The sequence below is a fragment of the Maricaulis sp. MIT060901 genome (genome assembly GCF_047123815.1).
Classification (GTDB): domain Bacteria; phylum Pseudomonadota; class Alphaproteobacteria; order Caulobacterales; family Maricaulaceae; genus Maricaulis.
Genome location: NZ_CP138920.1, coordinates 3,213,129 through 3,239,240 on the forward strand (window position 1 = coordinate 3,213,129; position 26,112 = coordinate 3,239,240).

25 protein-coding genes are annotated in these 26,112 nt (G+C 59.8%); all 25 read left to right on the forward strand.

What is annotated here, in order from left to right; translation table 11 throughout:
• Positions 1-2 precede the first annotated feature (2 nt).
• The 25 genes from nuoN to SIC17_RS16015 all read left to right on the forward strand — a co-directional run bounded on the left by nuoN (position 3) and on the right by SIC17_RS16015 (position 26,093).
• Positions 3-1,445 (forward strand): NADH-quinone oxidoreductase subunit NuoN, encoded by a 1,443-nt coding sequence (gene nuoN / locus SIC17_RS15895; RefSeq protein ID WP_412545978.1) that lies wholly within the window; start codon positions 3-5, stop codon positions 1,443-1,445.
• Position 1,446: 1 nt separating this feature from the next.
• On the forward strand, positions 1,447-2,187 hold the full coding sequence (locus SIC17_RS15900; RefSeq protein ID WP_291895999.1) for a biotin--[acetyl-CoA-carboxylase] ligase: 741 nt from the start codon (positions 1,447-1,449) through the stop codon (positions 2,185-2,187).
• Between the two features lie 26 nt (positions 2,188-2,213).
• The gene (locus SIC17_RS15905; protein WP_291895996.1) at positions 2,214-2,990 is read left to right on the forward strand and encodes a type III pantothenate kinase; all 777 of its coding nucleotides are present in this window, start codon (positions 2,214-2,216) and stop codon (positions 2,988-2,990) included.
• 47 nt (positions 2,991-3,037) lie between these two features.
• A complete protein-coding gene (locus tag SIC17_RS15910) occupies positions 3,038-4,654 on the forward strand; it encodes a ribonuclease J (protein WP_412546936.1) in 1,617 nt (538 codons plus the stop codon).
• 24 nt (positions 4,655-4,678) lie between these two features.
• Positions 4,679-5,095: a methylmalonyl-CoA epimerase gene (mce, locus tag SIC17_RS15915; protein WP_291895992.1), complete on the forward strand. Its 417-nt coding sequence runs from the start codon at positions 4,679-4,681 to the stop codon at positions 5,093-5,095.
• A complete protein-coding gene (locus SIC17_RS15920; protein ID WP_291895990.1) occupies positions 5,095-5,439 on the forward strand; it encodes a DUF1467 family protein in 345 nt (114 codons plus the stop codon). Before mce ends, SIC17_RS15920 begins: the two co-directional genes overlap by 1 nt.
• Before the next feature lie 3 nt (positions 5,440-5,442).
• A complete protein-coding gene (locus SIC17_RS15925) occupies positions 5,443-5,934 on the forward strand; it encodes a hypothetical protein (RefSeq protein ID WP_412545979.1) in 492 nt (163 codons plus the stop codon).
• A gap of 3 nt (positions 5,935-5,937) precedes the next feature.
• Positions 5,938-7,572 carry a 5-carboxymethyl-2-hydroxymuconate Delta-isomerase gene (locus SIC17_RS15930; RefSeq protein WP_412545980.1) on the forward strand — a complete coding sequence of 545 codons (1,635 nt, stop codon included), beginning with the start codon at positions 5,938-5,940 and terminating at the stop codon, positions 7,570-7,572.
• A gap of 624 nt (positions 7,573-8,196) precedes the next feature.
• On the forward strand, positions 8,197-8,451 hold the full coding sequence (locus SIC17_RS15935; protein WP_412545981.1) for a hypothetical protein: 255 nt from the start codon (positions 8,197-8,199) through the stop codon (positions 8,449-8,451).
• A gap of 3 nt (positions 8,452-8,454) precedes the next feature.
• Positions 8,455-8,796 (forward strand): 5-carboxymethyl-2-hydroxymuconate Delta-isomerase, encoded by a 342-nt coding sequence (locus tag SIC17_RS15940; protein WP_412545982.1) that lies wholly within the window; start codon positions 8,455-8,457, stop codon positions 8,794-8,796.
• Positions 8,797-9,191: 395 nt separating this feature from the next.
• Positions 9,192-9,887: a hypothetical protein gene (locus tag SIC17_RS15945; protein WP_412545983.1), complete on the forward strand. Its 696-nt coding sequence runs from the start codon at positions 9,192-9,194 to the stop codon at positions 9,885-9,887.
• Positions 9,888-10,338: 451 nt separating this feature from the next.
• Positions 10,339-11,046 carry a flagellar hook-basal body protein gene (locus tag SIC17_RS15950; protein WP_412545984.1) on the forward strand — a complete coding sequence of 236 codons (708 nt, stop codon included), beginning with the start codon at positions 10,339-10,341 and terminating at the stop codon, positions 11,044-11,046.
• Positions 11,047-11,297: 251 nt separating this feature from the next.
• The gene (gene proS, locus SIC17_RS15955) at positions 11,298-12,632 is read left to right on the forward strand and encodes a proline--tRNA ligase (protein WP_412545985.1); all 1,335 of its coding nucleotides are present in this window, start codon (positions 11,298-11,300) and stop codon (positions 12,630-12,632) included.
• Positions 12,625-13,944, forward strand: a complete 1,320-nt coding sequence (locus SIC17_RS15960) for a lipoprotein-releasing ABC transporter permease subunit (protein WP_412545986.1) — start codon at positions 12,625-12,627, stop codon at positions 13,942-13,944. Before proS ends, SIC17_RS15960 begins: the two co-directional genes overlap by 8 nt.
• On the forward strand, positions 13,937-14,626 hold the full coding sequence (locus SIC17_RS15965; protein WP_412545987.1) for an ABC transporter ATP-binding protein: 690 nt from the start codon (positions 13,937-13,939) through the stop codon (positions 14,624-14,626). The genes SIC17_RS15960 and SIC17_RS15965 overlap by 8 nt, the downstream gene beginning before the upstream one ends.
• Positions 14,627-14,886: 260 nt before the next feature.
• Entirely contained in the window at positions 14,887-18,339 is a 3,453-nt protein-coding gene (gene dnaE / locus SIC17_RS15970; protein WP_412545988.1) for a DNA polymerase III subunit alpha, read from the forward strand.
• Positions 18,323-18,670, forward strand: a complete 348-nt coding sequence (locus tag SIC17_RS15975) for a hypothetical protein (protein ID WP_291895220.1) — start codon at positions 18,323-18,325, stop codon at positions 18,668-18,670. The genes dnaE and SIC17_RS15975 overlap by 17 nt, the downstream gene beginning before the upstream one ends.
• Positions 18,671-18,905: 235 nt before the next feature.
• Entirely contained in the window at positions 18,906-19,760 is an 855-nt protein-coding gene (rpsB, locus tag SIC17_RS15980; protein ID WP_291895222.1) for a 30S ribosomal protein S2, read from the forward strand.
• A gap of 37 nt (positions 19,761-19,797) precedes the next feature.
• Entirely contained in the window at positions 19,798-20,733 is a 936-nt protein-coding gene (tsf, locus tag SIC17_RS15985; protein ID WP_291895224.1) for a translation elongation factor Ts, read from the forward strand.
• A 150-nt stretch (positions 20,734-20,883) separates the two neighbouring features.
• Positions 20,884-21,567, forward strand: coding sequence for a UMP kinase (gene pyrH, locus SIC17_RS15990; RefSeq protein WP_412546937.1), 684 nt, complete (start codon positions 20,884-20,886; stop codon positions 21,565-21,567).
• A gap of 26 nt (positions 21,568-21,593) precedes the next feature.
• Positions 21,594-22,151, forward strand: a complete 558-nt coding sequence (gene frr, locus SIC17_RS15995; protein ID WP_291895228.1) for a ribosome recycling factor — start codon at positions 21,594-21,596, stop codon at positions 22,149-22,151.
• Between the two features lie 24 nt (positions 22,152-22,175).
• Complete coding sequence (locus tag SIC17_RS16000) at positions 22,176-22,913, forward strand: isoprenyl transferase (RefSeq protein ID WP_412545989.1); 738 nt, start codon at positions 22,176-22,178, stop codon at positions 22,911-22,913.
• Complete coding sequence (locus SIC17_RS16005) at positions 22,897-23,697, forward strand: phosphatidate cytidylyltransferase (protein WP_291895232.1); 801 nt, start codon at positions 22,897-22,899, stop codon at positions 23,695-23,697. Before SIC17_RS16000 ends, SIC17_RS16005 begins: the two co-directional genes overlap by 17 nt.
• Entirely contained in the window at positions 23,697-24,881 is a 1,185-nt protein-coding gene (locus tag SIC17_RS16010; RefSeq protein WP_412545990.1) for a 1-deoxy-D-xylulose-5-phosphate reductoisomerase, read from the forward strand. The genes SIC17_RS16005 and SIC17_RS16010 overlap by 1 nt, the downstream gene beginning before the upstream one ends.
• Before the next feature lie 18 nt (positions 24,882-24,899).
• Positions 24,900-26,093 carry a M50 family metallopeptidase gene (locus tag SIC17_RS16015; RefSeq protein ID WP_291895234.1) on the forward strand — a complete coding sequence of 398 codons (1,194 nt, stop codon included), beginning with the start codon at positions 24,900-24,902 and terminating at the stop codon, positions 26,091-26,093.
• Positions 26,094-26,112: the final 19 nt, after the last annotated feature.

Sequence of the window (26,112 nt, forward strand, 5' to 3'; positions counted from 1 at the left end):
ATATGACAGCGGATCTGCTTTCCCAGGAATTCTCGCTTCTCCTTCCCGAAGTGCTGCTTGCAGGCGGTGCCATGGTGCTTTTGATGCTCGGCGTCTTCATGGAAGGCGAGCGGGCGACACGCTTGGTCTACACGCTTTCCATTGCGGCCCTTGTCGGTGCAGCACTTCTGGCGCTGTTCGGCGCGGGCGGTGAGGGCATGGCCTTTGGCGGCGCTTTTGTCTTTGACCCGCTGGCCAAGTTCTCCAAAGTTGCCATCGTGCTGGTCGCGGCGCTGACCCTGATCCTGGCCCTGCCATACCTGGACAAGGAAAAACTGCTCAAGATCGAATACCCGATCCTTGCCATCCTGGCGGCCACGGGTATGGGCATGATGGTTTCGGCCAATGACCTGATCTCCATGTATATGGGTATCGAGCTGCAATCCCTGGCGCTTTACGTGCTGGCTGCGTTCAACCGCGACAGCCTGCGCGCGTCCGAGGCCGGTCTGAAGTATTTCGTGCTGGGCGCTCTGTCCTCCGGTCTGCTGCTTTACGGCTCGTCACTGATCTACGGTTTCACGGGCGCTACAGGTTTCGAGGAAATCGCCCAGGCGGTTGCCGCAGGGCCGTCGGTTGGTCTGACCTTTGGTCTTGTCTTTGTCATCTGTGGTCTGGCCTTCAAGGTCTCTGCCGCACCGTTCCACATGTGGACACCGGATGTTTACGAAGGCGCGCCGACCCCGGTCACGGCCTTCTTTGCGACTGCACCCAAGTTTGCCGCCATCGTCCTTCTGGCCCGTATCCTGGTTGAGCCGTTTGGCGGCATGATTGACCAGTGGCGTGACGTCGTCTGGATGATTGCGGCCTTGTCCATGGGTATCGGTGCCTTTGGCGCTCTGACCCAGACCAATATCAAGCGTCTGTTGGCCTATTCCTCGATCTCGAACATGGGTTATGCCCTGGTCGCGATTGCGTCGGGTACGAATACAGGCCTGTGGGCGCTGCTCGTTTTCATGTCGCTCTACATGGTGGGCGTGGTTGGTGCCTTTGGTGCTGTCCTTTCCATGCGCACCAAGGAAGGCATGGTCGAGAACATTTCTGACCTCGCCGGTCTCGCCCAGCGCAATCCGGGGCTTTCCTGGTCCATTACAGCGTTGATGTTCTCGATCGGTGGTCTGCCCTTCATGGTCGGCTTCTTCGGCAAGTTCTTCGTGATCTATTCCGCCGTTGATGCAGGCCTGATCTACCTCTCGATCTTGGCAGTCCTCTTCTCTGTCGTTTCCGCGGCCTACTATCTGCGGATCGTCAAGGTGATGTGGTTCGACAGCTCCGACGTCGAGTTCGTGCCATCCTCCATGAGTGTCTACTGGGTGACGCGTGCGGCTGGTCTGGCGACCGTGCTCTTGCTGCCGGCCCTGGGCTGGCTGGTGCACCGCGCCTTCAGCGTCGGACTGGCGACGCTCTAGCTTGAGTGGACTTGCCACCCGGCTGGAATGGCTGGACGAGACATCGTCGACTAACACACTGGCGCGCGAGCGTGCCGAGGCGGGTGAACGCGGTCCCCTGTGGATCGCCGCCCGCCGCCAGACCGCGGGGCGAGGGCGACGCGGTCGTTCCTGGTCCGGGCTGGACGGAAACCTCTTCACCACGGGCCTTTACACGCTGTCGGACGATCCACAACGCGCGGCCCAGCTGTCCTTTGTGGCAGCACTGGCAGTTGGCGATCTGTGTGACGCGGCTGGGGTTCCGTTTGAGCTCACCCGGCTGAAATGGCCCAATGACGTTCTGATCAACGGCGAGAAACTGGCCGGTATCCTGCTGGAGAGCGGCAAGGCGCCAGGCGGTGGTCTCTGGCTGGCCGTCGGTATTGGTATCAATATCGCCGTAGCTCCCGAAAACGTCGAGCGGCCGGCGACCAGTCTGGCAAGTCTCGGCGCGGATATGAATCGCGAGCGGGCGCTTGATATTCTCTCCCGCGCTTTCGACAAGTATTTCGCGCTCTGGTTCCGGGATGGATTTGGTCCGATCCGGGATCGCTGGCTGGTGCGTGCCTTCGGGCTGGGCGATCGCTGTCAGGCGCGGCTGAATGACGAGACCGTGACTGGTATCTTTGCCGATCTTGGTCCTGATGGATCATTGCGCCTCGACTTGGCGCGCGGAGAGCGGAGATTTATCTCTGCCGGTGAAGTCTTTTTCCCGGACAGCTGATCCGGGGCGGGATGAAAGGATGAGGCATGCTGCTGGTTATCGATTGCGGTAATACCAACACGCTGTTTGCCATTCATGATGGCGAGGACTGGAAAGCGCACTGGCGCGCCGGAACGGATTCAACGCGAACGGCCGATGAGCATGCCGTTTGGCTGTCGCAATTGATGGCCCTGCAGGGCTTCAAGCTGTCGGATGTCCATGCGTGCGTAATCTCCACTGTGGTGCCCCAGGCGCTGTTTAACCTGCGCAATCTCTCCCGCCGCTATTTCGATTGCGAGCCGATGATTGTCGGCGAGAGCGGGATCAATCTGGATATCGAGGTGCGACTCGAGCGTCCCCAGGACGCCGGTGCCGACCGCCTGGTCAATGCGCTGGGCGCCCGCGCCAAGTATTCCGGCGCCATGATCATCATCGATAGCGGCACGGCGACGACCTTCGACGTGATCTCCCATGACGGTGCATTCGAGGGAGGCATCATCGCCCCGGGGATCAACCTGTCGATGCAGGCGCTGCACGCGGCTGCAGCGAAACTGCCCCGCGTGGCCATTGCCAAGCCACAACGCGTGATGGGGCGGGATACGGTCTCGGCCATGCAGTCCGGCGTGTTCTGGGGCTATATCGACCTGATTGACGGGCTGGTGGAAAGGCTCAAGTCGGAGTACGCACAGCCCATGACGGTGATCGCCACGGGTGGTGTCGTCAGCCTGTTCGATGGGGCTTCGCGCACGATCGAACATTACGACCCCGACCTGACCATCCGGGGATTGCTTGAAGTCTGGAAACTGAACGGGGGCGCCGCGTGAGCGACAGCGTCTATTTCCTGCCGCTCGGCGGGTCTGATGAAATCGGAATGAATCTCAACCTCTACGGCTATGGCCCGGAGGAAAAACGCAAATGGGTGATCGTCGATTGCGGCGTGACCTTTGGCGATTTGTCGACGCCCGGCGTCGACCTGATCATGCCCGATCCGATCTTCATCGAGGAACGTGCCGACGACCTGGTCGGCATGGTGCTGACGCATGCGCACGAGGACCATATGGGCGCTGTGGCGCAATTGTGGAAACGCCTGCGCTGTCCGATCTATGCAACGCCGTTCACCGCCTATCTGGTACGCGACCGCCTCGCCGAACATGGCCTGCTGGACGAGGTCGAGCTGCACGAGATCAGCCTCGACAGCCGGTTCGAGCTGGGCCCGTTTGATATCCAGCTGGTCACGCTGACCCACTCCATCCCGGAACCCAATGGCCTCGCCATCCGGACGCCGGCAGGTCTGATCCTGCATACCGGTGACTGGAAGATCGATCCCGATCCGCTGATCGGTGAGGAAACCGACAGCGCGGCGCTGGAAGCTATGGGCGAGGAGGGCGTCCTCGCCATGGTGTGTGACAGCACCAATGTCTTCTCGGCCGGTGAAAGCGGCTCCGAAGCCGGGGTCAAGGACGCACTGATCGAAGTCGTCGGCGAGCTCAAGGGCAAGGTCGCCATTGCCGCCTTTGCTTCCAATGTTGCCCGCCTGCAATCGGCCATCGAGGCCGCCGAGGCCAATGGCCGACGCGTCTGCCTGGTTGGTCGCTCCATGCACCGCATGACGTCTGCGGCCAAGTCGGTCGGCCTGTTGCAACACGTCCAGGACTTCGTGACCGAGGAAGAGGCGGGCTTTTTCCCGGAAGACAAGATCCTCTATCTCTGCACGGGTTCCCAGGGTGAGCCCCGCGCGGCGCTGTCGCGCATTGCCGACGGCAATCATCGCAATGTGACACTGGGGCCCGGCAGTACCGTCATTTTCTCCAGCCGCGTTATTCCGGGCAATGAGCTGGGGATCTTCAATCTCCAGAACCAGCTGGCCGAACGCGGTGTGCATATCATCACCGAGAAGGACCGCCCGATCCATGTGTCCGGCCATCCCTGCCGGGACGAGCTGGCGCAGATGTATGCCTGGGCCAAGCCGAAAGTGGCGATCCCGGTGCATGGCGAACGGCGCCATCTGCTCGAACACGCCGATTTCGCCAAGTCCCTCCAGGTTCCCCATGCCATCACGGTACGCAATGGCGACATGGTCGAGCTGAGCTCGGATGGCAGTGGCGCCGTTGTTGACGAGGTTCCCGCCGGGCGTCTGCACCTTGATGGCAAGTTCCTGACGCCGGACAATGCCAATTCCATGCGCGAACGCCGCCGTCTGTCTTTTGCCGGCATGATCGCGGTCTCGCTGGCCGTGGACGAGAAGGGCCGGCTGGTAGGCGGTCCGGACGTGCGGGCCTCCGGTGTGGCGGAAGATCACCGCACCCCGATCGAGGCCATTCTCGACCAGCTCGAGGAAGTTGCTGAACAGCGCTTTGACAGCCTGGGCCGCCGGACCCGCAAGGATCCCGACGCGATCGAGGAAGAAATCCGCCTGGCCGTGCGCCGTGAAATCAATGCCATCTGGGGCAAGAAGCCACAGGTCGAAGTGATGGTTCTGCCCGTATAAGGCGGCAAAGAAGGAGAGTTTTGGATGAAGATCGGACGTCTCAACCATGTCGGTGTCGCAGTTCCGGACATCGAGGCCGCCAAACAGACCTATGCCGAGCTCTATGGTGCCACCGATGCCACCGAGACCAAGGACTTCCCGCAGCTGGGTGTTCGGGTCGCCTTTGTGCATCTGGACAATTCCGAGATTGAGCTGTTGTCACCGCTGGGTGATGACAGTCCGGTGCACAAATTCCTCGAACGCAATCCCAAGGGCGGCCAGCACCATTTGTGTTTTGAGGTCAAGGACATCATCGAGGCGCGTGATGCGATGGTTGAGCGCGGCGCGACGGTATTGGGCACTGGTGAACCCTATCTGGGCGCGCACGGCGTGCCGGTGATTTTCATCCACCCGAAAAACTCCAACGGCCAGCTGATCGAACTGATGCAGGAGCCGTCCTGATGAACCGCTATCTCCAGATCGCCCCCGTCGTCATCGCCGGCCTTTTGTGGCTGTCGCGGATTTTCCTGCGTGATGGCGGTGTGGGCCTGGTCAACGGGCTGGTGGTCTTCCTGATCAGCTGGTGGCTGATCCTGTTCATGACCCTGCCGGTCGGCGTGCGCTCGCAACAGGAAAACGGTGATATCCAGGAAGGTTCCGAGCCGGGTGCGCCTGTCACGCCGATGCTGGCCAAGAAGGCCTGGTGGACCACGGTCATCACCTCGATCGTCTGGATCATCTATTTCGCCATCGCCGAAAGCGGTGTGATCAATGAATTCCTGCCGCGCGATGGTAGCTGGGGGTAGGGCATGATCCTGCTCGCCCTCATACTCAATCTCGGACTGGCGGAAGGTCAGGCGGTCAATTCCCGGCCTGGCGTACTCATCTGGGCGGACCTGTCCGGCGAAACGCCCGTGATCGAGGCTTATGGCGAGCGCACCTATTTTGAAAGCGATGTGACCACCGCGCCCGGATCGCACCAGTTGTGGACCTTCTATAGCTGCCGTCAGCGCGAGATGGGCCGGACCCGGGTCTGGGACCCGCGCTGGGTCGGCGGCGGCCATGCCTTTGTCGGTGAAAATGGCGAGCTGGGTGAACGTATCCCGGGCCGGCTCGATGACCGGCCGGTCGAAGGCGAGGCCATTGCTCCGCGCGGAGCGGCCTATTTCACCATCAGCCTGGATGTGTCAGAGGCGCATCCCGAAGGCGCCGTGCTTGGGCCCTTTGCACTCCCACTCGAGGTCTTTCCCTGTGCCGGTCTGCCGACACCGGACTTCCAGCCCGGCCCGAAACGGAATTAGGACATGCCCCACGCCATAGTGGAGTTTTCCCCGCTCAGCGAGATCGGTATCAGCGAAGCCGATCTTCTCGACGCCGTCTTTGACGGCATGCAGGCCAGCGGGCTGTTCGGCACCGAAGACATCAAGGTCCGCTCCCACCCGGCCTCGATGACCCGCAATGGCTCGGACAATTTCTCCTTCGTCCACATCCAGCTCCGCATCATGCCCGGCCGCACGGTCGAACAGAAAGCCGATCTGAGCGAACGGGTGAGGGCGAATGTGTGCGCGATGTCAGGGCAAGCGCGGTCCACGAGCGTGGAGGTGGTGGACATCGACCGCGCGGTTTATGCGAAGACGGTGGTCAATAGTTCACCCGCGGCTGAGGGCCTCAGCGAGTTGGATCTCCTACACAAGGCCGTAAGAATCTATCTGACCGAGACAGACCCGAATAGGAACTCGGAAGCCTCAGACGGATCATCAAGTCGGCATACGAGTGCCTGGTTCTGGAGAAAGGCACATCTGCCGTATCGTCCAGCGTCCAGCCGTGGTGTGAAGCTGGGCGCGCGCGATGTCCTGGCCGGTATCGCGGAGATTGCTAATGAGGGTAAGCTCGATCGTGTTTTCGCGCGCTGGAAATCGGAACTCGATACAGATCTTCAGGGTGTTAATCAGCTGCTTGCAAAGCCGCGACTTGGCGCCGGGCGTAAAAAGATTACGAGTCCTGACCTTAATGATGAACTCGTCCTGGGAGATGCAATTTCCATAGACTATGCGGTGGCAGCTCCGATTTGGGAGGCGCTCTCGGTCTCTCCTGACCTAAGTCAGCCGGATCCGGGGCTCGCTTTTGTTGGAGACAGGCTGCAGGCGGAAAACCTGGCTGCTAAGGGCAACGTGGACACTTTGTTTATCAGGGTGATCAATCTGGGCTTTTTTCGTTCGGTGGAGGTGCTTCAGGCACTGGATAGTGGTGGCGTGCGCTGGGTGCCACGAGACGAAATCAGCGCGACCGCTTCCATCGGTGTGATTGAAACCGTGGCACGTTTGCAGTCGGAGTTGGCGACCGCACAGGAATCCGCCCCCGAAGCATTTGTCCTCACTGTAAACTGTAGGGGCGATGCGGCCGTTCAGTTTATCCAGCAGGCGACATTTCTTTGTGCGCAACCCATACTTTCTGTTGAGCCGATGTCTCTCTGGCCGGTTTTTGCTACCGCAGCAGAGCAGTTGGGGGATAGGGCGGACTGGTGCGCAGATGAGATCGGGCTTTCACTCACTCATTATACGCGCTGGAGATTGGTCGAGTTTGACGCTGATGCGCTTGTTGACTTGGCAGATTGTCTGACGGGGCTCCTCGTCAAGGAGCGTTCGGAGAGTCCGCGCCACTTTTTTCTGCACGCCAGTTTCCAGCGGAAACCTACGAAGGCGAAGGAGCCCATCCTCACGCTGGATGTTGAACACGGAAAGAGCTGGATTCCGGTCCCGGCGGGCGAGATGCGCTTGCTGGTAGGAATTTTCGCGCAGGCTGTCATGGAGCATCTATCCCACAACATCTCCACACATTTCGGTACAGACCTGGTTGAACTCGAATTCGATCTTGAGGAAGGCGTGGTCAGGGCTACGACCAACTTGCCCGATCTATGTGCCGAGTTTGCACTGGGATGACACCGCCAGGAGCAGCCGCTGACCAAATTCCTGACTGGCGAGTCGGGAACTGGTGGATATTGACCGTGCTGTTTATGCGAAGACAGTGGTGTAGGGGCCTTTCGCAGTCCGCCTATCGTCACCGCAAGCCGCCCCAATCACCTTCCCCCGCATTCATTGCGGGGCCTGGCATGCGTTGGTGATTGTTCTTCCCGTCAACCAGACCCCGCCACAAGGGCGGGGAAAATGGCTGGGGGGCCCGTTTGCGGATTGGCAGAGTGTTAGCTCGCACTCCACCGTCACCCTGATGAAGATCAAGGCCTAGTTCGAAGCGGGCCGATGTTCGCGGCTTATTCCTGAACCAGAATCGTTCGACGAACTGGATCCCAACTTTTGTGGGGACGGCGCTTTTAACACCACCTCCGTCATCGCCCGGCTCGTCCGGGTGTCCTCAGCCATCCGAGTGCCGGGCGAGGCGCCGATCTGGAATGCGGTCAGACCGTGAGACACCGCTTCCAAAAAAAACGGGGACACGTACCGATTACGATGGGCGCTACGGACGGGTTGGACAGTCTGGAGACCAAGTCCACTCGCCAGCTACGCCCCCGCGCACGTGGACGCCCGCGTCTGGACAGGGAATAAATGGTGTGTGTCCCTGTTTTTTCCAGCGTCGGTGAAGATGGCGAATTGGGTGAACGTATCCCGGGCCGGCTCGATGACAGACCGGTGGAGGGTGAGGCCATCGCTCCGCGCGGAGCGGCCTATTTCACCATCAGCCTGGATGTGTCCGAGGCGCATCCCGAGGGCGCCGTGCTTGGGCCCTTCGCGCTTCCGCTCGAGGTCTTTCCCTATGCCGGCCTGCCCACACCGGACTTCCAGCCCGACCCGAAAGGGAATTAGGACATGCCCCACGCTATCGTGGAATTTTCCCCGCTCAGCGAGATCGGCATCGGTGAAGCCGATCTCCTGGACGCCGTCTTTGACGGCATGCAGGCCAGCGGGCTGTTTGGCACCGAAGACATCAAGGTCCGCTCCCACCCGGCCTCGATGACCCGCAATGGCTCGGACAATTTCTCCTTCATCCACATCCAGCTCCGCATCATGCCCGGCCGCACGGTCGAACAGAAGGCCGATCTAAGCGAACGGGTGAGGGCGAATGTGTGCGACATGTCAGGGCAAGCGCGGTCCACGAGCGTGGAAGTGGTGGATATTGATCGTGCTGTTTATGCGAAGACGGTGGTTTAGGGCGATTTCGCCGACGGCCCATCACCACCGCAAGTCGCCGCAATCACCTTCCCCCGCATTTATTGCGGGGCCTGGCATGCGGTGGTGATTGTTCTTCCCGTCAACCAGACCCCGCCACAAGGGCGGGGGAAACTGGTGGGGGGATTTTGGCGCTTCCGGATTGGCTGGTGTTCGCTCGGTCGTTTAACTGAAGAAACGGGGACACGTACCGATTACGATGGGCGCTCCGGACGGGTTGGACAGTCTGGAGACCAGGTCCAATCGCCAGCTACGCCCCCGCGCACGTGGACGCCCGCGTCTGGACAGGGAATAAATGGTGTGTGTCCCTGTTTTTTCCCAAAACATTCTCGACAGCCTGGGTTTGCTGAACATTCAAACTCGAGTAGCACAATAAGATGATTAACTTCGAATTCAGACGACGCCCTATCGTTGAGCAACCGATCGAAGATCTGCACGCTTTTCTAATTCAAACTGCTGGCGTTTTACCTGCAGATTGGGCGTTGAGTATTGACGAAGTGAAAGCCCCGGACATTGGTCGAAATTTGGTAGCGGTCGTCGAACTTCCCATTCTCAACAACGCTGTCACGCAAGCGAGTATCCAGTACCAGTTGCGGAAGGACACATACCTCCGCGATGAAGCTCTTTACGATGATTTGCTCCTAATTCAGGTCAATGCCCGCGACATAGATGTCTCAGCCATTTGTCATCAAGTGTTTGTGCCATTTCTCGATTGGTTTTCTCCTTATCGCGCTCGCGTGACGCTTAATCCCGCGCTTAATAGGCAAGATTGGACATCAATATGCGCTCTGTCACGGGAAAGCGGGTTGGACGTTAATGGTAGGGACTCGGTCTTTCGGATCTATCCGTGGTTTTTCATTGACCGGGAGCTTTGCCTACGTTCGTTCCAGCGTGAGCCGGAAGAACTGGTCGCCACGGAAGTCGAAAGTGGGCTGCGTATCGAAGTTCACAGCGGCGGCCTGCTGTTTTCGATGAACAAGCTCCTTTGTTTCGATGAGGAAACACTCAATTCGATCGACCTTCGGGCCAAGCAATTGATCGGCCCGCCGATAGTCGCGATTGAAACCCGCTAGGGCTTTGGAAAAAAGCAGGGACCCATACCCATTTCCGTCTAGCGGGATACGAAACATAAATAGTGGGAAGCGCAGTCTTGCCCAACCCGCCTAGCCAGGCGCGCGTTGTTCAACCTGATTATCCGTTAAGCGCTACCTGGCGGGGCGATCGTCGCCAGCAGACCTTTTCGAGGACAACGATTCCGCGCTCTATCGCGACCTGATGGCGGTTTGTGCGCAGTTTACATGCGTTGCCGAGCCTGATGCTTGATGCCCAATCATGTTGATCAGGTCATGTAGTTTCACCCACCCAAAAAACTTTTCCACACCCCCGCACACCACACCTAACCACCAGCCCGCGTTAACCTTTTTGAACAATTTCAGCGTGTGGTGGTGAAGCGCAACAAAATTCCCTCTTGAAACACCTCAAAATTGTGCATTAGGGTCCCCGCCGCATTCGGGACTTTGTGTGATGTTAGAGTTGTTGGGTGTGGCGGAGACAATGCTGTCCGCTTCACAGCGTCGCCTGGAAGTTATTTCAGGCAATATTTCCAATACAGAGACATCTGGGTTCAAGCGTACACAGTCTTTCGACGCGGTGTTGACTGCGGCGAGCGATGGCGTTCTGCCTGAAGCTGGAATCTCGACTTATCTGGATTTGACCTCTGGCGCGTTGAGCGCGACGGGGAGCCCGCTGGATATTGCCATCTCCAGTGGTGGCTTTTTCCAGCTCTCTGACGGTGAACAGGCGCTCTACAGCCGGGCCGGGCAGTTCTCGATTGCAGCGGACGGGCGTGTGGTCAATGGCGCTGGCCTGGCCTTGCAGGCCGTGTCGGGCGGGGATGTGATCCTGCCGCATGACCAGGTGGAAATCCTGGAAGACGGCACGGTGCTGGATGCCGGCCTGCCGGTCGCGCGTATTGCTCTGTTTGCGCCGGACAGCGTTGATCAGATGCAGGCGCTGGGCGGCTCGCTGTTTACGGCAGACGAGGCGGCCATGCAGCTGGAAACCGATCCGGTCATGCATCAAGGCATGCTTGAAGGGGCCAATGTTGAACTGGCCTCGGAGATGACCGCGATGATGATGGCGCTGCGCCAGGCCGAGATGGGCTCGCGACTGGTGCAGACCTATGACCAGCTGATCGGTCAGGCCATCACGACCTTTGGTCGCGGTCGCTAGTGCGGAATGGGCCGGGTGTTTGCCCGGCCGTGTTGAGTTGTGTCGGTCGTGGGCCCTGTTCGGGCAGACGCCGGTGATCCGCGTTTCTTGCTCCGCTAACATCGCTCAACGAACCGCGTCCCACCTGTCGTCGGGACCACCCCACCACCCCAAAATCCCGCCCTCCAGGTGCAAGTGACACCTCCAGCTCCTTGTCACGGCGCGCAGAAGTCGTCTAACTGGCACAAACCTTCCTGACTGGACGAATTTCCATGCGCCTTTCCCGCTATTTCCTGCCCGTACTGAAGGAAACCCCTTCGGACGCCCAGATCGTTTCCCACCAGCTGATGCTGCGCGCCGGCATGATCCGCCAGCAATCCGCGGGGATTTATTCCTGGCTGCCGCTGGGCATGAAAGTGCTCAAGAAGGTCGAGCAGATCGTGCGCGAGGAGCAGAACCGCGCCGGTGCGGTGGAAATGCTGATGCCGACCATCCAGTCCGCCGATCTGTGGCGGGAGAGTGGTCGTTATGACGATTATGGCCAGGAGATGCTGCGCATCACCGACCGCCATGAGCGCGAGATGCTGTTCGGGCCGACAAACGAGGAGATGATCACCGAGATCTTCCGCTCCTATTGCCGGTCCTACAAGGATCTGCCGAAAATGCTCTATCACATCCAGTGGAAGTTCCGGGACGAGATCCGTCCGCGTTTCGGCGTCATGCGCGGCCGCGAATTCCTGATGAAGGATACCTATTCCTTCGATATCGACGAGGCGGCGGCGCGCCACTCCTATAACCGCATGTTCGTGGCCTATCTCAACACGTTTGCGCGCATGGGCCTCAAGGCCGTGCCGATGCGGGCCGATACCGGTCCGATCGGGGGCGATCTGTCTCACGAGTTTATCGTCCTGGCCGAAACCGGCGAGAGCGAGGTCTTCTGTCACGCTGACCTGGTGGAAATGGCTGTGCCGGGCGCGGATGTGGATTTCGAGGGTGATCTCCAGCCGCTGGTCGATCAGCGCACCGCGCTCTATGCCGCCACCGAGGAAATGCACGACGCGGATGAATTCGCCAAGGTTCCGGCTGACCGCCAGCTGTCCGCGCGCGGCATTGAAGTCGGCCACATCTTCTATTTCGGCACCAAGTATTCCGAGCCGATGAAGGCCATGGTCATGCACCAGGACCAGAAGGAACACGCGGTCCACATGGGCTCCTATGGTGTCGGCGTGTCGCGCCTTCTCGGCGCGATCATCGAGGCGCATCACGACGAGAAGGGCTGTATCTGGCCGGAAAGCGTCGCGCCGTTCGGAGCCGGTATTCTCAACCTGCGTGCCGGCGACGAGGCGGCGGATGCGGCCTGTGAGGACGCCTACGCCAAACTGTCGGCGGCCGGGCTCGACCCGCTTTACGACGACACCAAGGAACGTCCGGGCGGCAAGTTCGCGACCGCTGACCTGATCGGCCTGCCCTATCAGCTGGTGATCGGTCCGCGCGGCCTTAAAGAGAACAAGGTTGAGGTCAAGATCCGTCGGTCCGGTGAGACGCATGAAATGTCGCCGGAAGACGCGGTCAACCGTCTCGCAGAAGGTGCTTTCTCGAATGGATAATCCTGCCGCCAGCAAGACGTCTGGCGCATTGCCGTTCAGCCCGTATGAATTCATGATCGCGGGGCGTTTTGTCGGCGCAACCCGCAAGGATGGCGGCGTCGCGCTGATCGCGATTATCTCCTTCATCGGCGTGGCTCTCGCCGTTGCGGCCCTGATCACCGTCATGTCGGTCATGAACGGGTTTCGCACCCAGCTGTATGAACAGCTGCTCGGGGCGCAGCCACATGTCTATGTCGACGCCCGCGTGATGACGCCCAATGACGTGTCCGAGCTTGTTGCCGAGCTAGAAGCCATGCCCGGCGTTGAAAGCGCCGACCCGGTTGTCCAGGGACAGGTCATGGCGGTGTCCGATCGTTATGAGACCGTGATCCAGGTGCTCGCCGTGGAACCCTCCGATCTCGCACAGATGGAACTGGTGACGCAGGGCGAGACGGCCGGCAGCCTGACGGGGATTACTGCAGGCTCTCTGGAGCGTTTTGGCAGTGGGCGTTATGGCGGTAATGGCATTGTGCTCGGCCGCGGCGTCGCTCGCCAGCTCGGCGTCAGCATTGATGACCGCGTGACCTTCATCACCACCGCCATGCGCAACACGCCGGCGGGCAGTATCCCCACGCAAAAGGCCTATTATGTCGACGCCATCATCTCGACCGGTGTCTCAACCATTGATGATGCGCTGGCCTTCATGCCGCTGGAGCAGGGCAATCTCTTTTTCCAGAAAAACGGGGTGGTAGACCTGATCCAGATCCGTCTGGATGATCCGATGTTGTCGGCCAGTTTTGTGGCGCCCATCCAGGAACGCGCCGGGGTGAATTCCTCGGTCTTCGATTTCACGGGCCAGAACCCGGCGTTTTTTGATGCCCTGCAGATGGAGCGCTCGATGATGCGGCTCCTCTTGTCTGTGGTGATCGGCATTACCGCGATGAATATCATCGGCGGGCTGGTCATGCTGGTGAAGGTCAAAAGCGGTGATATCGCCATCCTGCGTACTGTGGGCGCAACGCGCGCCTCGATCATGCGGATCTTCCTTCTGGTCGGTGCCACGATCGGCATGCTCGGTACGCTTTGTGGGATCATTCTGGGCGTCGTTCTGGTGCTCAATATCGGTCCGATCCAGGATGTTCTGAACGCGCTGACCGGTGGCCCGGTGTTCGATCCCTCGGTCTATTATCTCTACCGGATCCCGGCCGAGCTTGATGTCGGCGAGATCTTCTTCGTTTCCATATTCGGCCTGATCATGTCCCTGGCCGTCACGGTCATCCCGGCCTGGTTGGCGTCCCGTCTCGATCCTGTGGAGGCGCTTCGTTATGAGTGATGCCGTTCTTGAACTGCGCGATATCGAGCGGACCTATGTGACCGAAGCCGGTGATCTGACGGTCCTGCGCGGGGCCAACCTGACGCTGAACCCGGGAGAAATTGTCGGCCTGATCGGGCCCTCCGGTTCCGGCAAGTCCTCCCTGTTGCATGCAGCGGGTTTGCTGGAACGACCCGATGCCGGTGAAGTGGTCATTGCTGGTCAGAACACCCGGGAACTCTCTGACCGCGGACGCACGGCGCTGCGCCGCTGCGAGGTCGGGTTTGTCTACCAGTTCCACCACTTGCTGCCTGAGTTCGACGCGCTGGAAAACGTGGTCCTGCCGCAACTGGTTGGCGGCAAGGGTGTGCGACGTGCACGCGAGCATGCCACCGAGCTTCTGACGGGGCTCGGTCTTGGCGAACGCCTAACCCATGCGCCGTCTCAATTGTCCGGCGGTGAGCAGCAGCGGGTCGCCATCGCACGTGCCCTGGCCAATGAACCACGGGTACTGCTGGCGGACGAGCCAACCGGCAATCTCGATCCGGCGACGTCGGAGAGCGTCTTCCTGGCGCTTCAGTCCGCGGTGAAGGAGAGGGGCGCTGCGGCTCTTATCGCCACGCATAATCACCAGCTGGCAGAGCGCATGGATCGTGTTGTCACGCTGGAAAACGGACGCCTGACGGCGTTCGAACCGGCCTGACTGCGGAACAAATTTGGAACAAAAATTCGAATCGGGTGTTGACGGCGGCCTTTATCGTCGAATAGAACAAATCAAGAACATTGGTTTGGGAGGGCGTTATGCGCCGCATGATTCAAGATATGTCCGCTGCTACTGCAATTCTTGGCTTCACCTGGATGATCACGATGTGGGGCTCTATTTTAGGCGCGTCCTGATCGCGCTAGTCTGCCGGGATTCGTGCGCCCTCTAGCGGCGCGGGTCCGGGCACTCAGGAGATCAACATGGACACGAAGCTTCCCTTTGTGCATCTGCGCGTCCGGTCTCCTTATTCGCTCCTTGAAGGGGCGATCCGCATTCCCAAAATGGTCGATGCCTGCCAGGCCTATGGCATGCCCGCCATCGCGCTGACCGACACCAACAACCTGTTTGGCGCGCTGGAATTCTCCGAGAAGATGGCCGGGGCCGGGATCCAGCCCATAGTCGGCATCACGCTCTCGGTCCGGGTATCCGATCCACACCCCGGTGAGCGCGCTGCCCCGGATGGCACGCTGGCGCTCTACGCGCAGAATGCCGAGGGTTATCTCAATCTGATGGCGCTGACATCCGCCGCCTTCCTCGATGTGGATGGTGCGGAAGAGCCGCAGGTATCGCTGGATAATGTGCTGGAACACAGCGCCGGCTTGATTGCTCTGACCGGCGGGCCTGACGGGATTCTCAATAAGTATGTTGTGACTGGACGAGAGGCGGAAGCGGCGGATGTGCTGGGGCGATACCAGGTGGCATTCGGAGATCGTCTCTATGTCGAACTACAGCGCCACGGTCTGGCCGAAGAACTGACCGCCGAGGACTGGCTCGTCGACGAAGCTTATGCCCGTGACCTGCCACTGGTCGCCACAAACGAGGCCTTTTTCCCGGACCAGGGCATGCACCGCGCCCATGACGCGCTTCTGTGCATTTCCGAAAGTACCTATGTCTCGGTCCAGGAGCGGCGCAAGGTCACCGCAGATCACCATCTCGCCACGCCGGACGAGATGCGGGAACGCTTCAAGGACTTGCCCGAAGCGCTTGAGAACACGATAGAAGTCGCCAGTCGTTGTGCCTATCGTGTACGCACGCACCCGCCCATCCTGCCCAGTTTTGAAACCGCCGAGGGCCGGGACGAGGCGGAGGAACTGGTCGCCCGCGCCCATGACGGTCTGACCGACCGGATTGCCGCGGGGCAGGCAAATTCCCTGCCGGAAAGCGAGTATCGCGAGCGCCTGGATTTCGAGCTCAACATCATCAAGCAGATGGGGTTCCCGGGCTATTTCCTGATCGTCTCGGACTTCATCCAGTGGTCCAAGGAAAACGACATTCCGGTCGGTCCCGGCCGTGGCTCCGGTGCGGGCTCGCTGGTGGCCTACGCCCTGACCATTACCGATCTCGATCCCTTGCGGTTTGGCCTCCTGTTCGAGCGTTTCCTCAACCCCGAACGTGTTTCCATGCCCGACTTCGACGTCGACTTCTGCCAGGAACGGCGCGGCGAAGTGATCCGTTATGTGCAGGACAAGTATGGCCACGACCGGGTCGCCCAGATCATCACCTTCGGAACACTCCAGGCCCGTGCCGTGGTGCGCGATGTTGGGCGTGTGCTGCAATTGCCGTTCGGTCTTGTCGACAAGCTCGCCAAGCTGATCCCGGCTAATCCGGCCAATCCGGTTACCCTGGCCGAGGCGCTCAATATCGAGCCGCGCCTCAACGACATGCGGGCGGAGGACCAGGCCGTCGACAGCCTGCTGGAAGTGGCGCTGAAGCTGGAAGGCTTTTTCCGCAACGCCTCCACCCACGCCGCCGGTGTTGTCATCGGTGACCGCAAGCTTTCCGAACTCGTCCCGCTCTATCGCGATCCGCGTTCAGACATTCCCGCCACCCAGTTCAACATGAAATGGGTCGAGCCCGCGGGACTCGTGAAATTCGACTTTCTCGGCCTGAAAACCCTGACGGTGATCGCGCGGGCGCTCGGCTACATTGAGTCCGCGGGCAAGGAAGTCCCCGATATCGAGGCGGTCAGCCTGGAAGATCGCCCGACGTACGAACTCCTGGCCTCGGGAAATGCCATCGGCGTGTTCCAGCTCGAGAGCTCGGGCATGCGCGATACGCTGAAAAAGATGAAGCCTGACGCGATCGAGGATCTGATCGCGCTCATCTCGCTTTATCGACCGGGCCCGATGAAAAACATCGACGTCTATGTCGACCGCAAGTTCGGCCGCGCCGAGGTGGATTGCCTCCATCCTGATCTGGAAGGCGTGCTGTCGGAAACCTATGGCGTCATCATCTATCAGGAACAGGTGATGCAGATCGCCCAGATCCTGTCGGGCTACTCGCTCGGTGAAGCCGACCTTCTTCGCCGCGCCATGGGCAAGAAGAAGAAAGAGGAGATGGACAAGCAGAAAGTCCGTTTCCTTGATGGTGCCGAAGAGAATGGCGTTGATCGTGCCAAATCCTCGTACATTTTCGAACTTGTTGCCGAGTTCGCCGGTTATGGTTTCAACAAGTCTCACGCTGCGGCCTACGCCGTCATTGCCTACCGAACCGCATTTCTGAAGGCGAACTACCCTGTTGAATTGATGGCCGCGCTGATGTCGCTCGACGCCGCTAACACTGACAAGCTTGCTGCTTTCCACCAGGAAATCCGCCGCATGGGCATCACGGTTCGACCGCCGGATGTAAACGCATCCAATGCCGATTTCTCGGTCGAAGAGGGCTGTGTACGTTTTGCCCTAGGCGCCATCCGCAATGTCGGTTTTTCTGCGATGGAACACATTGTTGCCGAACGCGATGCCAAGGGGCCGTTCAAGGATCTCTACGACTTTGCCGAGCGCATTGATCCACGTCAGGTCAATCGCCGCACGTTCGAAAACCTTGCCAAAGCGGGCGCTTTCGACACCATGGAACCCGACCGGGCCAAGGTCATCGCGTCTGCGGAAATCCTGCTCTCCATGGCCCAGCACGCTGCTGAACAGCGCGAGAGCGCCCAGGCCAGCCTGTTTGGCGGCGGTGGTGGCGAGGTCGAGCTACAGCGGCCCAACCTGCCCGAACCTGAACCTTTTACCGCCCAGCAGCGTCTGGACGAGGAATTGTCAGCCATCGGCTTTTATCTCTCCGGCCACCCGTTGGACGATCTGACGGAACAACTCGCAGGCCGCGGCGTAGTGATGTTCGCGGAAAGCACGGGCCGCGTGCTTGAAGGCGCTACGGCCTTGCGATTGAGCGGAGTGGTCCGTCGGCGTCAGGAGCGTGTATCCAACAAGTCCGGCGAACGTTTTGCCTGGGTCACCCTGTCCGACCCGACGGGCGAGTTCGAGGTCTTTGTGGCGCCGGAGCTTCTGCGCACCTCTCGAGACCAGCTGGAAAGTGGTACAGCCGTTCTGGTCAATTGCCGTGTCGATAATCGAGACGAGCAAATCAGCTTCTTTGCTGACCGGCTGGAAGTTCTCGATACCCGGATGGCGGCGCACAGTCTGAAAATCCGTCTCGACGACCCTTCCGCTCTGGCCGGGATCAAGGCGCGGCTCGACCGGGCCAACTCCCGTTCGGATGCCCAACTGGACGCGGCGGTCGATCTGTTCGTGCCGCTGCGCGATGGTGGGGAAGCCGAGATCCGGCTGCCGGGGCGCCATTGCGCTGATGCTGCGGTGCAAGCCGCGCTTCGTGCGGTGAGGGGCGTTGCCAGCATTGATGCGGAGCTGGCGTGATCCGCCCTGGTTCGCATTGATTGAAATGACACCGATCCATCTTAAGCACGCCACCAAAGACGGGCTGGATGGCATTGGCTTTTTTGTTCCGGGCTTTGCCTTGGCAGAGGATCATGATCAAGTGCGCATCAGGCTTGAACGCTCTGCTCGACAAGCGTTTGAACGCCATCGTCTTCGTCATCCGGACATCAAAGGCCAACCGATCATCACTACCGATGGCGTCAGGAAGTGTAACTGGCTCGTTTTCATTGTGCTGCGTGGCAGCAGATTGTTTCCAGTAGGCATGGATTTCACCTGGTATCCTGCTGAAAACGACAGACCAGAGCCCTGATCTGACGATCAATCTCGCTATTCGTTTTCGTGCGGAGCCATGCCGTGCATCTCACCCCTGCATAATTGATAGCACAAAAGCCGGATGAGCCTGCTTGCATTACTCAAAAGAGGTGCCTATAAGCCGCCTCATTACGCACACGGAGCTCCGGCGGGCGCCTTGTCTGCCGCTCCGGTGTCGTTTGTTTGCGCAAGCGACTCCGCTCCGTGGAGGCCAACCGGAAAAGGATACATCGATGGCTCTCCCTGAATTCAGCATGCGCCAGCTGCTCGAAGCTGGTTGTCACTTCGGACACCAGACCCACCGCTGGAACCCGAAGATGAAAGACTACATCTTCGGCGATCGCGCCAACATCCACATTCTTGACCTGTCCCAGACGGTGCCGCTGTTGCACCAGGCCCTGGTCAAGGTCCGCGATACTGCTGCCAAGGGTGGCCGTATTCTCTTCGTCGGCACCAAGCGCCAGGCCTCCGACCCGGTTGCCGCGGCTGCTTCTCGCTGTGCGCAGTACTATATGAACCAGCGCTGGCTCGGCGGTACGCTGACCAACTGGGCCACGATTTCCAACTCCATCGCGCGTCTGCGTGAGCTGGAAGCCATGTTTGATAGCGAAGGCGGTGTTGACGGCCTGACCAAGAAAGAACAGCTGATGCTCACCCGTGAGCGCGAGAAGCTGGAGCGCTCGCTGGGCGGTATCAAGGACATGGGCGGTACGCCGGACCTGATGTTCGTGATCGACACCAACAAGGAAGCGATCGCCATCCAGGAAGCCAAGAAGCTGGGCATCCCGGTCGTTGCTATCGTTGACACCAATTGTGATCCGGACCCGATCGACATGCCGATCCCGGGCAATGATGACGCATCCCGCGCGATCTCGCTGTATTGCGACCTGATCGCCGACGCTGTTCTGGACGGTATGGCAGACAGCCAGCTGGCCATGGGCGTTGATCTGGGTGAAGCAGAAGCTCCGGTTGAAGCCATGCTGGCTGCCGAAGACGCTCCGGCGGAAGAGGCGGCTCCGGCTGCTGAAGCCGCCGAAGAGGCTGCTGCTCCGGAAGCGTCCTCTAAATCTGACAAGACCGAAGCATAAGCTTCGTTAGCAACTCTATTTATTCCAGGAGAATCCGATGGCCGCGATTACTGCTGCTCTCGTGAAGGAACTTCGCGAAAAAACCGGCGTTGGCATGATGGACTGCAAGAAGGCGCTGAACGAGACGGACGGCGATTTCGAAGCCGCTGTTGACTGGCTGCGCAAGAAAGGTCTGTCCAAGGCCGCCAAGAAAGCTGACCGCGTTGCTGCGGAAGGCCTGGTTGCCGTAGCGACCGATGGTGCCAATGGCGCTGTTGTAGAGGTCAACTCTGAAACCGATTTCGTTGCCCGCAACGAAAAGTTCCAGGCTGCTGTTGCCGAGATCGCCAAGCTGGCCCTGACCACCGACGCGACAGTCGAAGCGCTCAACGCTGCGACCCTGCCGTCCGGTGAAACGGTTGAAGCGACACTGACGAACCTGATCGCCACGATCGGTGAGAACATGTCCCTGCGCCGCGTCTTCAAGCTGGACGCCGGAACGGGTGTTGTTTCCTCCTACGTGCACAATGCTGCTGCTGACGGCATGGGCGCGCTGGGCGTTATCGTTGCGCTCAAGTCCGAAGGCGATGCCGGCAAGCTGGCCGAGCTGGGCCGCAAGATCGCCATGCACGTCGCTGCCGGTTCCCCGGCTGTTGCCGTTGCCGTTGATACCGATGGTGTCGACAGCGCGATCGCTGACAAGGAACGCGAAGTGTTCGCTGACCAGGCACGTCAGTCCGGCAAGCCGGAGCAGATCGTCGAGAAAATGGTCGAAGGCCGTATGCGCAAATTCTACGAAGAAGTTGTGCTGCTGAAACAATCCTTCGTCATGGACCCGGACAACACGATTGAACAGGTTCTGGCCAACGCTTCCAAAGAACTGGGCACGCCGGTTGAGATCGTTGGCTTCCAGCGCGTCGCCCTGGGCGAAGGCGTTGAGAAGAAAGAAGAAGACTTCGCCGCTGAAGTTGCTGCTGCAACTGGCCAGGCCTAAGTCAAAAACAGCCAGCGCCGGAGCTTTTCAGCTCCGGCGCTTTCTGTATGCTGCCAGACCGTGACCGACTCAGCTTCCTCCACGCCATCAGGCGCCAGCAATCCGCCGCAATTCCGGCGGGTTCTTCTTAAGGTTTCCGGTGAAGCCCTCATGGGCTCCCAACAATTTGGTATCGACCTGGAAACCGCCAATCGTATCGCGCAAGAAGTCAAACAGGCCGTCGAAGGCGGCACCGAGATGTGCCTCGTCATCGGCGGCGGCAATATCTTTCGGGGATTGTCTGGCGCCGCCAAGGGCATGGACCGCACCGCTGCCGATTATATGGGCATGCTGGCGACGGTGATGAATGCCTTGGCCATGCAAACCGCTCTTGAAAGCATTGGTGTTCAGACCCGTGTGCAGTCGGCCATACCGATGACCACTGTGTGCGAACCCTATATCCGTCGCCGCGCCACGCGGCACATGGAAAAGGGGCGTGTTGTCATCTTTGCTGCCGGGACCGGAAACCCGTTTTTCACTACCGACACGGCTGCTGCGTTGCGCGCCGCCGAGATGGGCTGTGATGCTCTGTTCAAGGGCACCCAGGTCGACGGTGTCTATACGGATGACCCGAGGACGAATTCGGACGCGGAACGTTATGATAAACTCGATTACCTCGATGTCCTGACCCGCGACTTGCGCGTGATGGATGCCTCGGCCGTGACGCTGATGCGCGAAAACCGTATTCCGATCGTGGTGTTCAGCATCCATGAACAGGGCGGCCTGGCCAAGGTTCTGGCCGGTGAGGGTGTGTGTACGACTATCGGCAAGGTGCGTTCGCAAGAAACCGCCTGACCGCAACAGAATAAGGGGAGAGACCCATGAGCGATTATGACGAGGACGATCTGAAACGCCGCATGGAAGGCGCGATCGATTCGCTGCGCAAGGAGTTTGCCGGTCTGAGAACGGGACGCGCCAGCGCCAATCTGCTCGACCCGATCAAGGTTGAAGCCTATGGCACGCCGACCCCGATCAACCAGGTTGGCACGGTCTCCGTTCCGGAGCCGCGCATGATTTCGGTTCAGATCTGGGACAAGGACATGGTGGGCGCTGTCGACAAGGCGATCCGTAATTCCCAGCTTGGTCTTAACCCGGTTGTTGAAGGTCAGCTTCTGCGGATTCCGATCCCGCCGCTCAACGAGGAGCGTCGCGCCGAGCTGGCCAAGCTGGCCGGTAGCTATGCTGAGAACGCCCGCGTTGCTGTGCGCAATGTACGCCGCGACGGCATGGATGGTCTGAAAAAGCTGGAAAAGGATGGCACGCTGTCCGAGGACGAACACAAGTCCTTTGCCGACGACGTCCAGAAACTGACGGATGACGCGATCAAGAAGATCGACGAAAACCTGAAGACCAAACAAGAAGAAATCATGCAGGTCTGACGACCTGAGCGAGGCGACACTTCTATGAGCGAGACCGCATCGGACAGAACGAGCGTTCCGCAGCATGTCGCCATCATCATGGATGGGAATGGCCGCTGGGCGCAGCAGCGCGGCCGGCCCCGTACTTTCGGTCATTCCAAGGGTGTTGAGGCTGTCCGCCGGGTCGTTGAAGCCGCCGGAGACATGGGGATTCACACCCTGACCCTGTTCAGCTTTTCAACCGAGAACTGGAACCGTCCCGCCGATGAGGTCGGGGCGTTGTTCGAGTTGATGAAACGCTATGTTGCCGCGGACCTGAAATCGCTAAAACAGCGTGGTGTGCGTATTCGCATCATCGGTCGGCGGGAGGACTTGCGGGAGGACCTGGCGGAGATTGTGGGCCAGGCCGAGGCCGAAACCGCCAGCAATACCGATTTCAACCTCAATATCGCATTCAATTATGGGGGTCGGGACGAGATCCTGCGTGCGGCACAAAACCTAGCGCGCGCTATCCACGCCGGTGATCTAAGCGTTGACGCGATCGATGAGGGCCGTTTTTCCGGAGCTCTTGATACGGCGGGGCTGCCCGATGTGGATCTGATGATCCGCACGAGCGGTGAACAGCGCATTTCCAACTTCCTGCTCTGGCAGGCCGCTTATGCGGAGTTCCACTTCACCGATGTGTTGTGGCCCGATTTCGACGAGGCCGAGCTGGCTCGAGCGCTGGAGGCCTTCAAGAACCGCGACCGGCGTTATGGAGGCGTTGATGCCGGAGCGGCATGATCCGGTCTTCAAGCGCCGTCTGGTCTCCGCCCTCATTCTCGGTCCTCTGGCAGTTTTCCTGCTCTGGATGGGTGGATTGTTCTTCACCGCTTGGGTGGCGGCTTTTGCAGCCGCCATGGCGTGGGAATGGATCCAGATGTCCGACGAGGACGCGCCGCCTGTTGCCTATGCAATCGCCTGCGCAACCGCATCTGGCGCGGTTTTGCTGGCCGGACAGACCAGCATTCAGGAAGCGCTCGTGTGGGGCGCGCTGGGAACGGCTGCATCCGGCGCCGAGCGTTGGCGTCGTGGCTGGTCGATCGAGGTGCTCGGCATTCTTTATGTCTCGCTGAGCGCTGGTCTTCTGGCGGCTATGCGCGCCGAGGGCGGGCACGGACTTGAGGCCGTGATCCTGTTATTCGCGATCGTGTGGGCGGCGGATAGTTTCGCTTATCTGGTCGGAACCTGGATTGGTGGCCCCAAGCTTCTGCCCCAGGCCAGTCCGAACAAGACCTGGTCGGGTTTGTTGGCCGGTGTGACGGCTGGCGGCGCGGCTGGATACGCAGTCGGACTGCTGTTCGGTCTGTCCACCGAGGGGGTGATCCTCTTCTCGGTCCTGGTCGCCTTTGCCTCTGTTGGCGGGGATCTGGCGATGTCACTGTTCAAAAGATCCTTCGGCGTGAAGGATTCAGGTACACTCATCCCCGGACACGGGGGTGTTCTTGATCGCGTGGATGCGCTGATGCTGGCCGTCGTGACGGCTGTGATCGCGTCACGTTTCATCGATCTTGGCTGGTCGGCATAATGGCAAAGACAAGAAAAATCAGTGTGCTCGGGGCGACGGGTTCGGTTGGTGCAGCCACGCTGGACCTGATCGAGCGTGCTCCGGCCGGGGCGTTTGAACTCGCCGCGCTGACGGCGCATACCAATGTGGACGAGCTTATCCGTCTGGCCCTCAAATTCCGCCCAGAAATGGTAGCACTGGCCGATTCCAGCGGCGAAGCGAAACTGCGGGATGCGCTGGACGGACTCGGGATCGCGATTGCCTGCGGTGAAGGCGCTGTTGTTGAAGCCGCACGACGTCCGGCGGACTGGACGATGGCAGCAATCGTGGGGGCAGCGGGTCTGCGGCCGACGCTGGAAGCTCTGAAACAGGGAAATGCGCTGGCCTTTGCCAACAAGGAGTGCCTGGTCTGTGCCGGCGGGCTTTTCATGCAGGCCGCGACCAAGGCAGGGACCGAGCTGCTTCCGGTTGATTCCGAACACAACGCCATCTTCCAGGTTTTCGACAATCGGCAGAAAAAGCAGATCGACAAGATCACCCTGACCGCGTCCGGAGGACCGTTCCGGACCTGGACGTCTCAGCAGATGGACAACGCACGCCGCGCTGATGCGCTGGCGCACCCAACCTGGGAGATGGGCGCGAAGATCACGATCGATAGCGCCACCATGATGAACAAGGGACTCGAGATCATCGAGGCATGCTGGCTGTTTGACCTGCCCGAAACCCGCGTCGATGTGGCTGTTCATCCGCAGTCCATCGTCCACGGGTTAGTGCATTATGCAGATGGCAGTGTGCTGGCGCAGATGGGATCGCCGGACATGCGGACGCCGATCGCAAACGCATTGTCCTGGCCGCAACGCATGCAGGCGCCGGTCAAACCCCTGGACCTGTGTGCCATTTCGAGGCTGGATTTCGAGGCGCCGGATCTCGCGCGTTTTCCTGCCATGCGTCTGGCGCGCGAGGCGGTCGGGCAGGGTGGGATTTTACCGGCAGTGCTTAATGCTGCCAATGAAATAGCTGTCGACGCCTTCCTGGCCGAACGGATCGGTTTCCTGGACATTGCCGGGGCGGTCGAGAATGTGATGGAAGCCGCACTGGGTGATGCGGACATGCCGCAACAGCTGTCGTCATTTGACGATGTTTATGCGATCGATCATCGTGCCCGGGAATTGGCACGCGACTTGATTGCTGTTGCCGCAGCATAACAGAATACGGATCGTTTCATGAGTGCCATTGCGGGTCTCCTGCTAGGAACATTCTCCTTTATCTTCCTGATTTCCCTGGTCGTGGTTATCCACGAGCTCGGCCATTACTGGGCGGGGCGGATGTGTGGGGTTCACGCCGAGGCCTTTTCCATGGGATTTGGCCCGACACTCTGGTCACGCCGGGACAAGAACGGCACTGTCTGGCGCATCGCGGCTTTCCCGCTGGGTGGATATGTGAAGTTTCTCGGCGATGCCGGTGCTGCGAGCGAGCCCGATGCCGACAAGCTGGCAGAATTGCGCGAACGCATGGGGCCTGCCGCCGACCAGTGTTACCACTTCAAGCCGATCTGGGCGCGCAGTTTCATTACCGCCGCTGGCCCGATCGCGAACTTCATTCTCGCGATCGTCATTTTTGCCGTGCTGGCATTGAGTATTGGCGGCCCTCAATATCAGCCGGCTGTGGTTGGCTCGGTTGCGGAGGGATCTGCCGCTGAAGAGGCTGGATTCCTTGAAGGGGATGAAATTCTTGCGATTAATGGCAGTGATATCCACAGTTTTCAGGAAATCATTACGGAAGTGATCTGGCGCCCGGGGCAGGAGATCACTTTTGACGTTTCCAGGGGCGAACAGCAGGTCACCCTGTTCGCAACGCCTCGCGCAACCGAGGTCGAGGACGAGTTTGGCGGAACACGCACATTCGGCCAGCTTGGCATTGGTAATGTCCCACAGCTGATCCGGCGTGATGAGTACGCGATCTCACCGGGTGGTATCGTCTCGGCGATCGGGCATGGTGCGGATCGCACCTGGGATGCCGTCTCGATGACCGGCCGCTATGTCGGACACATAGTAACCGGTCGCGCATCGACAGATCTGCTGAACGGTCCTCTGGGAATCGCGGAAGCGGCAGGGCAGACCGCTCAGCGTAGCGTCGAGGCCGGACGGACTCCGCTGGAAAGCACGTTATTGCTGTTTATTAACCTCATTCAGCTGGCCGGGTATCTGTCCGTCGGACTGGGATTGGTGAACTTATTGCCGATACCGATCCTCGACGGCGGGCATCTTGTGTATTACGCATATGAGGCAGTGGCGCGTCGTCCGCTGAGCATGAAGGCACAGGCCATCGGTTTTCGATTGGGGCTTGTCTTTGTGCTCATGATGATGCTTTTAGCCACCTGGAACGATATTAACTACAAGCTCAGTCAATTCTTCTGATTGAGCGGAGAGAACGGCG

Excerpts from the sequence above, each read along its gene's own strand:
- SIC17_RS15910 (WP_412546936.1), top strand. The coding sequence starts at position 3,038 with ATGAATCTCAACCTCTACGGCTATGGCCCGGAGGAAAAACGCAAATGG.
- SIC17_RS15920 (WP_291895990.1), top strand. The coding sequence starts at position 5,095 with ATGAACCGCTATCTCCAGATCGCCCCCGTCGTCATCGCCGGCCTTTTG.
- SIC17_RS16015 (WP_291895234.1), top strand. The coding sequence starts at position 24,900 with ATGAGTGCCATTGCGGGTCTCCTGCTAGGAACATTCTCCTTTATCTTC.
- SIC17_RS15965 (WP_412545987.1), top strand. The coding sequence starts at position 13,937 with ATGAGTGATGCCGTTCTTGAACTGCGCGATATCGAGCGGACCTATGTG.
- SIC17_RS16010 (WP_412545990.1), top strand. The coding sequence starts at position 23,697 with ATGGCAAAGACAAGAAAAATCAGTGTGCTCGGGGCGACGGGTTCGGTT.
- SIC17_RS15960 (WP_412545986.1), top strand. The coding sequence starts at position 12,625 with ATGGATAATCCTGCCGCCAGCAAGACGTCTGGCGCATTGCCGTTCAGC.
- SIC17_RS16000 (WP_412545989.1), top strand. The coding sequence starts at position 22,176 with ATGAGCGAGACCGCATCGGACAGAACGAGCGTTCCGCAGCATGTCGCC.
- tsf (WP_291895224.1), top strand. The coding sequence starts at position 19,798 with ATGGCCGCGATTACTGCTGCTCTCGTGAAGGAACTTCGCGAAAAAACC.
- SIC17_RS15950 (WP_412545984.1), top strand. The coding sequence starts at position 10,339 with ATGTTAGAGTTGTTGGGTGTGGCGGAGACAATGCTGTCCGCTTCACAG.
- SIC17_RS15975 (WP_291895220.1), top strand. The coding sequence starts at position 18,323 with ATGCGGAGCTGGCGTGATCCGCCCTGGTTCGCATTGATTGAAATGACA.
- frr (WP_291895228.1), top strand. The coding sequence starts at position 21,594 with ATGAGCGATTATGACGAGGACGATCTGAAACGCCGCATGGAAGGCGCG.
- nuoN (WP_412545978.1), top strand. The coding sequence starts at position 3 with ATGACAGCGGATCTGCTTTCCCAGGAATTCTCGCTTCTCCTTCCCGAA.
- SIC17_RS15945 (WP_412545983.1), top strand. The coding sequence starts at position 9,192 with ATGATTAACTTCGAATTCAGACGACGCCCTATCGTTGAGCAACCGATC.
- SIC17_RS16005 (WP_291895232.1), top strand. The coding sequence starts at position 22,897 with ATGCCGGAGCGGCATGATCCGGTCTTCAAGCGCCGTCTGGTCTCCGCC.
- rpsB (WP_291895222.1), top strand. The coding sequence starts at position 18,906 with ATGGCTCTCCCTGAATTCAGCATGCGCCAGCTGCTCGAAGCTGGTTGT.
- dnaE (WP_412545988.1), top strand. The coding sequence starts at position 14,887 with ATGGACACGAAGCTTCCCTTTGTGCATCTGCGCGTCCGGTCTCCTTAT.
- SIC17_RS15905 (WP_291895996.1), top strand. The coding sequence starts at position 2,214 with ATGCTGCTGGTTATCGATTGCGGTAATACCAACACGCTGTTTGCCATT.
- mce (WP_291895992.1), top strand. The coding sequence starts at position 4,679 with ATGAAGATCGGACGTCTCAACCATGTCGGTGTCGCAGTTCCGGACATC.
- pyrH (WP_412546937.1), top strand. The coding sequence starts at position 20,884 with ATGGGCTCCCAACAATTTGGTATCGACCTGGAAACCGCCAATCGTATC.
- SIC17_RS15930 (WP_412545980.1), top strand. The coding sequence starts at position 5,938 with ATGCCCCACGCCATAGTGGAGTTTTCCCCGCTCAGCGAGATCGGTATC.
- SIC17_RS15925 (WP_412545979.1), top strand. The coding sequence starts at position 5,443 with ATGATCCTGCTCGCCCTCATACTCAATCTCGGACTGGCGGAAGGTCAG.
- SIC17_RS15940 (WP_412545982.1), top strand. The coding sequence starts at position 8,455 with ATGCCCCACGCTATCGTGGAATTTTCCCCGCTCAGCGAGATCGGCATC.
- proS (WP_412545985.1), top strand. The coding sequence starts at position 11,298 with ATGCGCCTTTCCCGCTATTTCCTGCCCGTACTGAAGGAAACCCCTTCG.